At 72.3% G+C, this 12,730-nt stretch carries 14 protein-coding genes; 7 read left to right on the top strand and 7 right to left on the bottom strand.

Annotated elements, in window-relative coordinates:
- Positions 1–110 precede the first annotated feature (110 nt).
- Genes AB0J76_RS45010 through AB0J76_RS44995 form a run of 4 tightly spaced genes read left to right on the top strand, consistent with a single transcriptional unit; the run spans position 111 to position 4,079 of the window.
- On the top strand, positions 111–1,055 hold the full coding sequence (locus tag AB0J76_RS45010; RefSeq protein ID WP_352320853.1) for an ABC transporter permease: 945 nt from the start codon (positions 111–113) through the stop codon (positions 1,053–1,055).
- Positions 1,048–2,028, top strand: coding sequence for an ABC transporter permease (locus AB0J76_RS45005; RefSeq protein WP_352320855.1), 981 nt, complete (start codon positions 1,048–1,050; stop codon positions 2,026–2,028). Before AB0J76_RS45010 ends, AB0J76_RS45005 begins: the two co-directional genes overlap by 8 nt.
- Positions 2,029–2,041: 13 nt before the next feature.
- Entirely contained in the window at positions 2,042–3,079 is a 1,038-nt protein-coding gene (locus tag AB0J76_RS45000) for an ABC transporter ATP-binding protein (protein WP_352320857.1), read from the top strand.
- The gene (locus tag AB0J76_RS44995; protein WP_352320859.1) at positions 3,063–4,079 is read left to right on the top strand and encodes a dipeptide ABC transporter ATP-binding protein; all 1,017 of its coding nucleotides are present in this window, start codon (positions 3,063–3,065) and stop codon (positions 4,077–4,079) included. The genes AB0J76_RS45000 and AB0J76_RS44995 overlap by 17 nt, the downstream gene beginning before the upstream one ends.
- A gap of 48 nt (positions 4,080–4,127) precedes the next feature.
- Here AB0J76_RS44995 and AB0J76_RS44990 read toward each other — a convergent pair whose 3' ends face one another.
- The 5 genes from AB0J76_RS44990 to AB0J76_RS44970 form a co-directional block, all read right to left on the bottom strand.
- Positions 4,128–5,315: a lipid-transfer protein gene (locus AB0J76_RS44990; protein WP_352320861.1), complete on the bottom strand. Its 1,188-nt coding sequence runs from the start codon at positions 5,313–5,315 to the stop codon at positions 4,128–4,130.
- Entirely contained in the window at positions 5,312–5,719 is a 408-nt protein-coding gene (locus tag AB0J76_RS44985) for an OB-fold domain-containing protein (RefSeq protein WP_352320863.1), read from the bottom strand. The genes AB0J76_RS44990 and AB0J76_RS44985 overlap by 4 nt, the downstream gene beginning before the upstream one ends.
- 26 nt (positions 5,720–5,745) lie before the next feature.
- Positions 5,746–6,927, bottom strand: a complete 1,182-nt coding sequence (locus tag AB0J76_RS44980; protein ID WP_352320865.1) for a S8 family serine peptidase — start codon at positions 6,925–6,927, stop codon at positions 5,746–5,748.
- Entirely contained in the window at positions 6,924–7,535 is a 612-nt protein-coding gene (locus AB0J76_RS44975; protein WP_352320866.1) for a hypothetical protein, read from the bottom strand. Before AB0J76_RS44975 ends, AB0J76_RS44980 begins: the two co-directional genes overlap by 4 nt.
- 129 nt (positions 7,536–7,664) lie before the next feature.
- Positions 7,665–8,168: an SAM-dependent chlorinase/fluorinase gene (locus AB0J76_RS44970; protein ID WP_352320868.1), complete on the bottom strand. Its 504-nt coding sequence runs from the start codon at positions 8,166–8,168 to the stop codon at positions 7,665–7,667.
- 120 nt (positions 8,169–8,288) lie between these two features.
- On the opposite strand from AB0J76_RS44970, the gene AB0J76_RS44965 reads away from it, so the two are divergent.
- The 3 genes from AB0J76_RS44965 (at position 8,289) to AB0J76_RS44955 (ending at position 10,079) form a co-directional block, all read left to right on the top strand.
- A complete protein-coding gene (locus AB0J76_RS44965; protein ID WP_352320870.1) occupies positions 8,289–8,588 on the top strand; it encodes a DUF3263 domain-containing protein in 300 nt (99 codons plus the stop codon).
- A 39-nt stretch (positions 8,589–8,627) separates the two neighbouring features.
- Complete coding sequence (gene otsB / locus AB0J76_RS44960) at positions 8,628–9,398, top strand: trehalose-phosphatase (protein WP_352320872.1); 771 nt, start codon at positions 8,628–8,630, stop codon at positions 9,396–9,398.
- Positions 9,399–9,494: 96 nt separating this feature from the next.
- On the top strand, positions 9,495–10,079 hold the full coding sequence (locus tag AB0J76_RS44955; RefSeq protein ID WP_352320874.1) for a hypothetical protein: 585 nt from the start codon (positions 9,495–9,497) through the stop codon (positions 10,077–10,079).
- Here the strand turns inward: AB0J76_RS44955 and AB0J76_RS44950 are convergent.
- Both AB0J76_RS44950 and AB0J76_RS44945 read right to left on the bottom strand, forming a co-directional pair.
- Entirely contained in the window at positions 10,057–11,241 is a 1,185-nt protein-coding gene (locus AB0J76_RS44950) for a hypothetical protein (RefSeq protein ID WP_352320876.1), read from the bottom strand. The two genes, AB0J76_RS44955 and AB0J76_RS44950, sit on opposite strands and share 23 nt — an antisense overlap.
- Before the next feature lie 41 nt (positions 11,242–11,282).
- Entirely contained in the window at positions 11,283–12,707 is a 1,425-nt protein-coding gene (locus tag AB0J76_RS44945) for a trehalose-6-phosphate synthase (RefSeq protein ID WP_352320878.1), read from the bottom strand.
- Positions 12,708–12,730: the final 23 nt, after the last annotated feature.

Raw genomic sequence — 12,730 nt, 5'->3', positions numbered from 1 at the left:
GCTCTTGCCGTCCGCCCATCGGAGGACTGAGCTTGGAGGCAGTCACTTTGGGGCCGGGCAAACCGCGGCTACGAGGGTGACTGCCTCCACGCATGTACCGGAGGGCTTGAATGGGCCGTTATGTCATCAGGCGACTGCTGCAGGCGATACCCGTCCTGCTCGGCGCCACGCTACTCATCTTCGCGATCGTCTTCGCCCTGCCCGGCGACCCCATCCAGGCACTGGCGGGCGAGAAGCGCCTGGACCCGGCCGTGGCCGAGGTCCTGCGCGACCAATACCACCTGAATGACCCGCTGCTGCTGCAGTACTGGTACTACCTCAGCGGCGTGCTGTTCCACGGCGACTTCGGGACCACCTTCTCCAGGATCCCGGTCTCGCAGCTCATGGCCGGCAAGTTCCAGGTCACGCTGAACCTCGCGCTGACCGCGCTCGTCATGGAGGCCATCATCGGCGTCGGCCTCGGCCTGTGGGCGGCGCTGCGCCGCGGCAGGGCCTCCGACACCGCCATCCTCGCCTCGACGCTGCTGCTGATCTCCGTCCCCACGCTGGTGACGGGCTTCGTGCTGCAGCTCGTGCTCGGAGTCAAGCTCAAGCTGTGGACGGGGAGCGACATCTTCCCCGTGGCCGGCATCTCGGCCGGGTTCCGCAGCTACCTGCTGCCCGGTTTCGTGCTCGCCGGCACGTCGATCGCCTATCTCACCAGGTTGACGCGGACGAGCCTGGTGGAGACGCTGCGCGCGGACTACATCCGCACGGCCACCGCCAAGGGTCTGGCCAAACGCCGCGTCATCGGCAGGCACGGGCTCCGCAACGCCCTGATCCCGTTGGTCACCTACCTCGGCGCCGACCTCGGGAACCTGATGGGCGGCGCGGTCATCACGGAGACGATCTTCAACCTGCCGGGCATCGGCAACCAGCTGTTCAACTCGATCCTGCTGCGAGAACAGCCGGTCGTCGTGGGCATCGTGACCGTGCTGGTGCTGATCTACATCCTGGCCAACCTGGTCGTCGACATGTTGTACGCAGTGCTCGACCCGAGGATCCGCTATGAGTAACGAAGCAAACGTCGGGCCCATGCTGCCGGAAGCGAAGTCGCTGGTCACGGAGGCCCCGGCGCCACCGTCCCCCGACAAGCAGGGCCGGCGCGGCAAGCAGAAGCAGGAGAAGCCCGCCAGCCTGTGGACCGACGCCTGGTACGACCTGCGCCGCCGGCCGATGTTCATCATCTCCGCGATCCTGATCGCGATCCTGCTGGTCATGGCGTTCTGGCCGTCGTTGTTCACCTCGATCGACCCGACCAACGCCCAGACCTGCGACCTGTCCACCGCCCGGCAGCTCCCCAGCGTGGGGCACCCGTTCGGCAAGGACAGCCAGGGGTGTGACGTGTTCGCCAGGACGATCTACGGCGCCCGCAACTCGATCGTGATCGGCGTGACCACCACGATCATCACCATGATCCTGGGCGGTCTGCTCGGCCTGTTCGCCGGCTTCCGCAGCGGCCTGATCGACTCGGTCTCCTCCCGGGTCACCGAGATCTTCTTCGCCATCCCGCCGATCCTGGGCGCCCTGCTGATCGCCGCCACCTTCCGCGACAGCGGCATCAACAGCATCATGCTGGTCATCGCGGCCCTGGCGGTGCTCGGCTGGCCGATGGTGTTCCGCATCATGCGGGCCTCGGTGATCACGGCGAAGAGCCAGGACTTCGTGGTCGCCGCGCGGGCGGTGGGCGCGGGCCAGTGGCGCATCATGTTCAAGCACCTGCTGCCGAACTCGCTGGCGCCGGTGATCGTGGTCAGCACGATCAACCTCGGCGGCTACATCGCGGCGGAGGCGGCGCTGTCGTTCCTCGGGGTCGGCGTGCAGTCGCCGGACATCTCGTGGGGCCTCATGATCGCCGACGCCCGGCCGCGCTTCCTCGACGCGTCGCTGCCGCTGTTCTTCCCGGCCCTGTTCCTGAGCATCACGGTGCTCGCGTTCATCATGCTGGGCGACGCCGTGCGCGACGCTCTCGACCCGAAGCTCAGGTAGAAGGGGGGATCAAGTGAAGAAGACGTCGACAGACGTGTTGCCCGCCGAGGGAGGGCTGGGCAACGAACCGCTGCTCGCGGTGGACGACCTGCACGTGGAGTTCCGTACGCGTCAGGGCGTCGTGCGCGCGGTGAACGGCGTGAGCTACACGGTCAACCCCGGTGAGACGCTGGCGGTGCTCGGCGAGTCGGGTTCGGGCAAGTCCGTGACCGCTCAGGCGATCATGGGCATCCTGGACATGCCGCCGGCCGTCATCCCCAAGGGCGAGATCCGCTTCAAGGGCACCGACCTGCTCAAGCTCTCGGAGGACGCCCGCACCCAGGTGCGCGGCCAGCGCATCGCGATGGTCTTCCAGGACGCCCTCTCGGCGCTCAACCCGGTGTTCACCGTGGGCTGGCAGATCAGCGAGATGTTCCGGGTCCACCGCGGCATGTCCAAGCGCGACGGCATGAACAAGGCCGTCGAGCTGATGGACAAGGTCCGCATCCCGGCCGCCCGGCAGCGCGTCAACGACTATCCGCACCAGTTCTCGGGCGGCATGCGGCAGCGCATCATGATCGCGATGTCCATCGCGCTCGACCCCGAGGTGCTGATCGCCGACGAGCCGACCACCGCCCTGGACGTGACCGTCCAGGCGCAGATCATGGAACTGCTGGCCGAGCTGCAGCGCGAGAGCCAGATGGGCATGATCCTGATCACCCACGACCTGGGCGTCGTGGCGGACGTGGCCGACAAGATCTCGGTCATGTACGCCGGCCGGATCGTGGAGAACGCCCCGGTGCACGACATCTACCGGGCGCCGGCGCACCCGTACACGAAGGGCCTGCTGGAGTCCATCCCCCGGGTGGACCTCAAGGGCCAGGAGCTGTACGCGATCAAGGGCCTGCCGCCCAACCTGCTCGACCTGCCGAGCGGCTGCGCGTTCAATCCCCGCTGCCCGTACCGGCAGGACAACTGCGTGACCGTCGCCCCCCAGCTCTACGAGATCAGCGGCACGCGTTCCAGCGCCTGCCACTACTGGAGGGAGGTCCTCGATGGCGAACGGCAGTGAGCGCATCCTTGAGGTTCGCGACCTGGTCAAGCACTTCCCTCTGACCCAGGGCATCGTCCTCAAGAAGCAGATCGGCGCGATCAAGGCCGTGGACGGCGTCTCGTTCGACCTCAACAGGGGCGAGACGCTGGGCATCGTGGGCGAGTCGGGCTGTGGCAAGTCCACGCTGGCCAAGGTGCTGATGGCGCTGGAGCGGCCGACCTCGGGCTCGGTCAAGATCAACGGCAAGGACATCGCCAAGGCCAGGGGCGGCGACCTCAAGCGCATGCGCCGCAACATCCAGATGGTGATGCAGGACCCGTACACCTCGCTGAACCCCCGGATGACCGTCGGCGACATCATCGGCGAGCCGTACGAGATCCATACGGAGGTGGCGCCCAAGGGCGACCGCCGCCGCAAGGTGCAGGAGCTGCTGGAGGTCGTCGGGCTCAACCCCGACCACATCAACCGCTACCCGCACCAGTTCTCGGGCGGCCAGCGGCAGCGCATCGGCATCGCCCGCGGCCTGGCGCTGCAGCCGGAGATCATCGTCTGCGACGAGCCCGTCTCGGCGCTGGACGTGTCGATCCAGGCCCAGGTGATCAACCTGCTGGAGCGGCTGCAGAACGAGTTCAACCTGGCCTACATCTTCATCGCCCACGACCTGTCGGTGGTCCGCCACATCTCCGACCGGGTGGGCGTGATGTACCTGGGCAAGTTCGTCGAGCTCGGCAAGGACGTCGAGATCTACGACAAGCCCGCTCATCCGTACACGCAGGCGCTGCTGTCGGCGGTGCCGGTTCCCGACCCCGAGGGCCGGGAGCAGCGCGAGCGGATCATCCTGCAGGGCGACCCGCCCTCGCCCGCCAACCCGCCGTCGGGCTGCCGTTTCCGCACCCGCTGCTGGAAGGCGCAGGAGATCTGCGCGGAGGAGGAGCCGCTGCTGCAGATCCGGACGGGGACCGGCCACGAGAGCGCCTGTCACTTCGCCGAGACGCACGACGTGGTGCACGCGGGCTGACCGCGAGCGATCGTGAGGCCCTCCGGGAGAACCTCCCGGAGGGCCTTGTCACGTGGTGGCCACGATCGCCGAGCCGTGGCCGAACAGCCCCTGGTTGACCGCCAGGCCGACGCGCGCGCCCGGCACCTGCCGCCCGCCCGCCGCGCCGCGCAGCTGGTACGTCAGCTCGCACAGCTGCGCGATCGCCTGGGCCGGGATCGCCTCGCCGAAGGAGGCCAGGCCGCCCGACGGGTTGACCGGCACCCGGCCGCCGAGCGCGGTCTCGCCCGCCCGCAGCAGCTTGTCCGCCTCGCCCGGCGGGCACAGGCCGACGTCCTCGACCCAGTCCAGCTCCAGGGCGGTGGACAGGTCGTACACCTCGGCGAAGGAGACGTCCTCGGGGCCCAGGCCGGCCTCCTCGTAGGCCGCGTGCGCGATCGCGGCTCTGAAGGGCCTCTCCGGCGCGGGAACGGCGGCGCAGGACTCGGTGGCGAAGTTCGGCAGCTCCAGGATCGTGTTGGGGAAGGTCGGGGTCACCGTGGAGACGGCGGCCAGGCGCACGGGGGCCGTCGCGCCGAGCCGCCTGGCGTAGGCCTGGGAGGCCAGCACGACCGCGGCCCCGCCGTCGGAGGTGGCGCAGATGTCCATCAGGCGCAGCGGGTCGGCCACCATGGGCGAGGCCAGCACCTCCTCCGCCGTGACCGGGCGGCGGTAGCGGGCCATGGGGTTGAGCGAGCCGGCGCGCGCGTTCTTGACCTTGACGGCGGCGAAGTCGTCGGCGGTGGAGCCGTACAGGGCCATGCGCCTGCGGGCGTACAGGCCGAAGTAGGCCGGGTTGGTCGCGCCGAGCAGGCGGAAGCGCAGCCAGTCGGGGTCGTCGTGCCGGTCGCCGCCGACCGGCTTGAAGAAGCCCTTGGGGGTGGAGTCCGCGCCCACCACCAGCGCCACGTCGCACAGCCCGGCCATGATCCTGGTCCGCGCGATGTCCACGGCCTGGGCCCCCGACGCGCAGGCCGCGTAGCAGGAGGCGATCCTGGCGCCCGTCCAGCCGAGTGCCTGGGCGTAGGTGGCGCCGGCGACGAAGCCGGGGTAGCCGTTCCTGATCGTGTCGGCCCCCACCACGTACTGGACGTCGGTCCAGGCCACGCCGGCGTCGCGGAGGGCGGCGCGGGCGGCGGCGACGCCGTACTCGGCGAAGGGACGCCCCCACTTGCCCCACGGGTGCATGCCCGCGCCGAGCACCACCACCGCGCTCACGAGGCCCGCCCCCACATCCACACCAGCGGCCCGTCGGCCAGCGGCCCGTGCACCAGCTCCAGCTCCATGCCCACCTCCAGGTCGCCGGCCGTGAGGTCCTTGACCTGGCCGAGCACCACCAGCCCGGCGTCCCCGAGCTCGACGGCGGCCAGCGTGACCGGCCGGTACGGCTCCGCCGCCACGTACGGCTCCGGCGGCGGGTAACACGCCTCGGTGTAGGACCAGACCCGCCCGCGCCGCGGCAGCCGGGCCTCGGCCGTCTCCTCGCCCTCGCAGCGCGGATTGGGGCACAGGCCGGGCTGCGGCGGGAAGGCGACGGTCCCGCAGGTCAGGCAGGTGGTGCCGATGAGGTGGGTGACGCCGTCCCCGTCGATGGCGAACCAGCCGTCGATCGCTAAGGTCATAGCCAGGAGTATTGCACAAGCGCTTGTTAGGGTGAATCCCTCCTGCGCCGCCGCCGGGTGGCGACCACCCGCGCCGACATGGCCGCCGCCAGCACCACCATCCCGGCCACGACCGGCGTCCTGGAGGCGGGCGGCCGGGCCGGGCCCCGCCCGAAGTACGGGCCGGGCCGGGCGGCCGGTGAGACCCCTCCGTGGGCCAGCCGCCGCGCCTCCCGCAGGGCGAGCGGCGCGTCGGCCACCCCGTGCCCGTAGGCGGGGCTGTGGCCGCGCGCGGGCCGTCTCCTGGCGCCGCGCTCGATGGCCGTGCGCACCTGGTACGGCGACAGCTCCGGATGGGCCGACCGCACCAGGGCGGCCACGCCCGCGACCATGGCCGCCGCCGAGCTGGTGCCGTCGCCCACCACGTATCCGTCGCCGCCGTCGGCCGTGACGACGTCCGTGCCCGGCGCGACGACCGACAGGTAGTCCTGGCGGTTGGAGAAGGGGGCCACCCGCAGCCGGCGGTCCACCGCGCCCACGGCCATCACGCCCGGGTAGGCGGCGGGGAAGTTCTTCCTGTTGGCCGTGTCGCCGTCGTTGCCCGCCGAGGCCACCAGGACCGCGCCGCGGGCGAGCGCGTACTGCACGGCCTCCTCCTCGGCCGCCGAGCCCTCCCACGCGCCGCTGCCGCCGCCGAGGGACATGCTGATCACGTCCGCGCCGTGGTCGGCCGCGTACCTGATGCCGGCGGCCAGGGCGTCGCGGCGGCCGGACCGCTGCTCGGCGCGCAGCGGGTCGGCGTTCTCCAGCGTGACCCTGATCGACAACACCCGCGCCGCGGGGGCCACGCCGACCACGCCCTCCGCGCGGCCCTCGCCGTGCCCGCGGCCGGCGATCAGACCGGCCATGGCGGTGCCGTGGTGCCCCCAGAGCCGCGGGGGCGCGCCGGTCAGGTCGGGGCCCTGGGTGACGGCCCCCCGCAGGTCGGGGTGGCGGGCGTTCACGCCGGTGTCCAGCACGGCCACCAGCACGCCCGCGCCCCGGCTCTCCCGCCACGCCCTGGGCGCGCGCAGCGCCGCGAGCTGCCACTGCCGGGCCCGCGCGGCCGCCCCCGCGCCGGGGGCGCTCGGCGAGGCCGCCGTCCGCACGTCGTCGGTGGCGCTGGACGCCACGCCCGCGACCCCGGCCGCCAGGATCAGAGCCGGCAGCAGGGACGCGAGCACCCTCATCGGGTCAGCGCCCGGTACAACGCCTCGGCGAGCTGCCGGGCGACCCCGCGCAGCCGCGGCGCGGCGCGGTCGCCCGGCCGGTACGCCCGCCCGTCGGCGTATCCCGCGGCCGTCGCCACGAGGTAGGGCTCACCCGTGCCGGCCACCGCCCCGGTGACGTACTGCCGCCGGCCGAACCGCTCGGCCGGCCCGCCGGGGAAGGCGACGGGCCGCACGGTGGCCGGGCGCGTCCCGCGGTACGTCCCGCGGTACGTCCCGGGGTACGTCCCGGGGTACGTCCCGGGGTACATCGCCGTGCCCGGCGCGCCGAGCACGGCGATGCCGACGGTGGCCACGTACGTCCGGGTGCTGTCGGCGTACGTGGCCCGCAGGGCGGTCAGGCAGCCGGGCCGCACCGCGGCGGGCTGGAACGCCACCCGGCACGGCGCCTCGGGGGCCACGCCCGCCAGCACGTACGTCACCCTGGCCCCCGACGGGCTGAGGCCCGGCACGACCGAGGGGAAGATCCGCGCCACCGGCCAGGTGTGCCAGCGCTCCGGCACGGGCACGTCGGCCTGCGGCCAGAACACGGACAGGATGGAGAGCAGCACGACGGACAGTTGGTACACGTCAACCTCGAACGGGAGGGGAGGGACGCCCGATCTGCCGTGCATTCTGGCACGCGGCCGATGATTCGTTCCGACGCTTCGGTAAACAGCCCGATACGCGGAGTAATTGCTGTTATGCGGCCATTCGCCCTAGGGTGTCGGCGAAAGTCGGACATGGGCCCCAGGGGGGAGGCCCAGCCTCTGGGCCGCGTCCCCGGAGTTGACCGCGATGGCGATCAGCCCCGCCGAGTCCGTGAACGCCACCAGCTCGCCCGGCGGCACCGCCGCGAACGTCGCCCGGAAGGGCAGGGCGAGCTGCCGCCGCCCGAGCCACACCCCCAGCGTGTCGCCCACCTGGACGCCCAGCGCCTGCAGGTCGCCGCCGACGAACATCCGGCCGCCCGCCTCGACCGCCACCGACCGCCGCGCGCCGCCCGCGCCGGGATCGACCGCGCCGATGTGCACGCCCTCAGGCAGGTAGGGGATGGTCTGGGCGAGGATCGCCGCGCCCCGCCGTACGTCGCCGGGCGGGACGAGGTGGCACACGTCGATCACCCGCGCCTCGGGCGCGATCCCGGCGATCACTCCGTGGCAGGCGGCCACATAGCCGTCTTCGAGCCCGTAGTCCGTGAGGAGCGTGATGACTGGGGTCACATTTCGTGACTGTACGTCCGGTAATCCGCCGTGAACAGCCGCAGATCGCACATTACGATTGGCCACGGGCCGCGAAGCGTGCGATGTGATCGTCGCACGCCCCTTCCCGAGGAGGACATCATGGGAGCACCGCTCAGCGGTGACAGTGCTGCCCAGGAACCGTCCCGGACATCCCTCAACGACCGCGATCTCGAACTCCTCGCCTTCGAACGCCAATGGTGGCGGCACGCGGGCGCCAAGGAGCAGGCCATCAAGGAGACCTTCGGGTTCTCGGCCACCCGCTACTACCAGTTGCTCGGCGAATTGATCGACAGACCGGAGGCGCTGGAGCAGGACCCGATGCTGGTCAAACGGTTGCGACGGTTGCGCTCCACCCGTCAGCGCGACCGTGCGGCGAGACGGCTCGGCATGCGTCCCTGACCGGCTGGGTACGGCAGCCGCGTGAGGAACATCCCTGGTATGGAAGCGATCCTTAAAGATCCGTCCGGCGCCGTGATCGGGCTCGACTTCGACGGAACCCTGTCGCCGATCGTGCCCGATCCCGCCTCCGCCAAGATCCACCCCGAGGCCCCCGCCGTGCTCGCCGAACTGGGCGCGCACGTCGGCGCCGTGGCCGTCGTGACCGGCAGGCCGGCGGCCACCGCGCTCGAACTCGGGCCCGGCCTGGCCGACGTGCCCGGCCTCGTGGTGCTCGGCCACTACGGCTTCGAACGGTGGGAGCACGGACGCGTCTCGGCGCCGCCGCCGCCACCCGGCGTGCCGCGCGTGCGGGCCGAGCTGCCCCTGCTGCTCGACGCGCTCGGCCTGCACGGCGTGGCGATCGAGGACAAGGGCAGGGCGGTGGCCGTGCACACCAGGCGCGCCCCCGACCCCGAGGGCGCGCTCGCCGTGCTGCGCGAGCCGCTGGCCGAGCTGGCCGGGAAACACGGCCTGGTGATCGAGCCCGGACGCATGGTCCTGGAGCTGCGCCCGCCCGGCATGGACAAGGGCCACGCGCTCGGCCTGTTCCTGGCCGAGCGGGACGCCAGGTCCGTCATGTTCGTCGGCGACGACCTCGGCGACCTGGCCGCCTTCGACGCCGTACGCGCCTCGGGGCTGCCCGGCGTGACCGTGTGCAGCGGCTCGGCCGAGGTGACCGCGCTGGCCGAGCGGGCCGACATCGTGGTCGACGGGCCCGACGGCGTGGTGGCGCTGCTGCGGGAGCTGACGACGGCCTTCACCCGTCCGTAGGGTCCAGCCGTTCGTGAGCCGGCTCGCTTCGGGCCGGCTCGCGGCTTTCAGCCGTTCGTGATTGGGCTGCAAGTGGCGGATCCTACGGTGGTGCGCATGTCACGACGATCTTTCGCCGCCGCCTCCGCCGCGGCTCTGGCCACCCTGGCCGCCGTGCTCGCCGTCCCCGGCGCCGCCTCCGCCGCCCCCGCCCAGCAGCTCAGGCTGCGCGGCGGGCTGACGCTCTACATCCCGATCGAGTGGGTGGTCCACCGCAAGGGCGGCGACGTCGTCCAGGTGGTGACCGGCCGGTGCGCCAAGCCGCACGGCTGGGGCTCGCCGGAGTGCGACGCGTTCTACGTCCTCGGCCCCGGCGCGATCAAGCGGGGCGCCGAGGGGTTCGGGCCCTACACGGGCAAGAACCCGTACTATCCGGCCAGCGACGTGCAGCCGTGCCCGATCAACCGCAAGTGGGGCGAGGTCGTCGGCCCCAAGGTCACCAGGGGCTACCGGCAGATGGGGGCCGGGCACAAGGCCGCCTACAACGCCTGGCAGGCCACCTGCGTCAGCTACTCGGGCGGCGGCGTCAAGGCCCGCTTCACGCAGCGCGAGTGGTACCTGCCGAAGAGCCAGATCCTCGTCGTCGACCAGTGGGACACGCCCGGCCTGGCCGACACGCTCAAGTACGCCGACTGGACATGAGCACCCCGGCGACCGCGAGGCCGATGACCACGGGCACCAGCAGGAACGCGTTCCCGGTGCCGTAGCCGTCGGCCAGCGCGCCGAGCAGCAGCGGGCCGATCGCCATGGCGGCGCCCGCCCACACGGGCGAGGCGGCCGCCGCCCGGTCCGCCCGGTCGCCGGAGGCGGCGATCAGCGTGCTCAGCGCGAGCGGGAACTGCAGCGACGCGCCCAGCCCGCTCAGCGCCAGCCCCACGTACGACAGGACCGGCACGGTGCTCGCCCAGAACAGCACCCAGCCGAAGGCCATCAGCCCCAGAGCGCCGGCCAGCAGCGGCGTGGCCGACAGCCGCAGTGCGAGCTGCGCGCCGGCGAACCTGCCCGCCGCCATGCCGCTGACGAACGCCGTCAGCCCGGTCGCCGCGACGGCCGCCGGCACGCCCGTCCTGAGGGCGAACAGGTCGGCGGCCCACAGGTTGAACGAGAACTCCAGGGCCACGCAGCAGAACAGCACGCCCCCGGCCAGGTGGAAGCGCCACCCGACGCCCTCCCGCGCCGGGACGGCCTGCCCGGCGACCGCGTCGTCCCGCCCGCCGCCGGCCCCCCGGGGCGCGGGCCAGGAGCGGCCCAGCGACAACGCGAGCAGCACGCTGACGGCCGGGGTGACCAGCAGGGCGGCCCGCCAGCCGAGCGCGCTCTGCGCCACCTGGCTGAGCACGAACGTCGCCACCATCCCCACCAGCACGCCCACGGCGTTGGCCTCGCTGAGCGCGGCCGGCCCGGCGGCCCCCTGGTGGTCGCTGAGCTCGGCCATCGCCGCGTAGAGCATGACCGAGCCGAAGCCGCCGGCCAGGCCGTAGCCGAGCAGCGTCAGGGGCAGCGCGGAGGTGACCATGACCAGCAGCACGCCGGCGTTCATCCCGGCCAGGCCGAACCAGCACGTCGAGCGCCGGCCGAGCAGCCTGGTGAGCAGGGGGAGCGCGAGCCCGGCGCCGATCGTGCCGACCGCCATGGCGGTGCCGTGCAGCCCGGCGACGGTGGCCGTGGTGCGCTGGTCGGCTCGCAGCAGCGGGAGGGCGGCGCTCAGGCCGTACACGAACGTGGCGAACGTGCCGAGCAGGAAGTAGATGAGCCAGGTCGGACGGTCCCGGACGAGTCTGATGGGCACTGAGACCGTCGACACCCGGCAGCCTCCGTCATTGGCAGTGAACCCGACTTCTCATGTTAAAGCAGGGCGTCGAGTTGGGACTCCAGCCACTGGTGCGGCGGCAGCGCGGTGGCCGCCTCGCGCAGCCGGTCGCGGCGCCGCCGGCGTTCGTCCTCGGGCATCACCAGCGCCTCGTGCAGCGCGTCCGCGGTGCCGCTCACGTCGTAGGGGTTGACCACCAGCGCGTACGGGCCCAGCTCGGCGGCCGCCCCCGCCTCGCGCGAGAGCACCAGGGCGCAGCGCGGCGACAGGACCGGCCCCTCCTTGGCGACCAGGTTCATGCCGTCGCGGATGGGGTTGACCAGCAGGACGTCCGCCAGCCGGTAGGCGGCCAGCGAGCGCGGGTAGTCGTCGTTGACGTTGAGGATGACCGGGTCCCAGTCCTCGGTGGCGTACTCGTCCTCGATCTCGCGCGCGCAGCGCTGCACCGACGCGGTGTACTCGCGGTATTCGGGCAGGTCGTGCCGGCTGGGGTAGGCGAAGGCCAGGTGGACGACCTTGCCGTGCCACTCCGGATGGGCGGCCAGGAACTCCCGGTAGGCCAGCAGCCCGCGCACGATGTTCTTGGACAGCTCGGTACGGTCGATGCGGACGATCAGCCGGCGTCCGGCCACCTGCTCGGCCAGCGCGGCCATGTGCGACTCGACGTCGGGCTCGCAGGCCCGCGCCCACAGCGCCGCGCCGTCCACGCCCAGGCTGTGCACGCCGACGCGGGTCGTCCTGCCCTCGTGGGTGACCGTGCGGGCCGCGCGGTCCACCCGCGCGCCCAGCAGCGCCTCGCAGCAGTCCATGAACGCCGCCGCCCACCGGGCGGTGAGGAAGCCCGCGTGGTCGGCTCCCAGGATGCCGTCGAGCACCTCCCCGGTCACCGCGTCGGGCAGCAGGGAGAAGTACTCGGGAGGCGCCCACGGCGTGTGGCTGAAGTGGGCGATGCGCAGGTCGGGCCGCTCGGCGCGGAGCATCGCCGGGGTGAGCGTGAGGTGGTAGTCCTGGACCATCACGCGGGCGCCGTGCCCGGCCTCCTCGGCCAGCGCCAGCGCGAACGCGCCGTTGTAGTCGCGGTAGGACTCCCACTCGCGCCGGAACCTGGTGCCGAAACTGGGGGAGTTGGGGATGTCGTACAGCAGGTGGTTGACGAACCACAAGGTCGAGTTGGCCACGGCGTTGTAGGCGCGGTGGAAGGTGGCCGCGGGGATGTCGAGCATGCGCAGGGCGCCCGTGTCGTAGCCGCCGCGGTCGAGCCGGCCCCCCGGGGCCAGGCGCACGGCGCTGCGGTCGCCGTCGGACAGCGCGGCGCACACCCACAGCACGCCGTGCTCCTTGGCCACCCCCGACAGGCCCGAGACGAGGCCGCCACCACCGCGTTTCATGGTCAGCTCACCGTCGTCGTCGACGGTGAAGGAGACCGGCCCGCGGTTGGACGCCACGAGAACGCTGTTCATTTGGGCTCCCTTCGCCCATAGGA

This window comes from Nonomuraea sp. NPDC049624 (genome assembly GCF_040675255.1).
Classification (GTDB): Bacteria; Actinomycetota; Actinomycetes; order Streptosporangiales; family Streptosporangiaceae; genus Nonomuraea.
The sequence above is the reverse complement of the archived record's forward strand: the minus strand, read 5'-3'. Positions and strand labels throughout refer to the sequence as shown.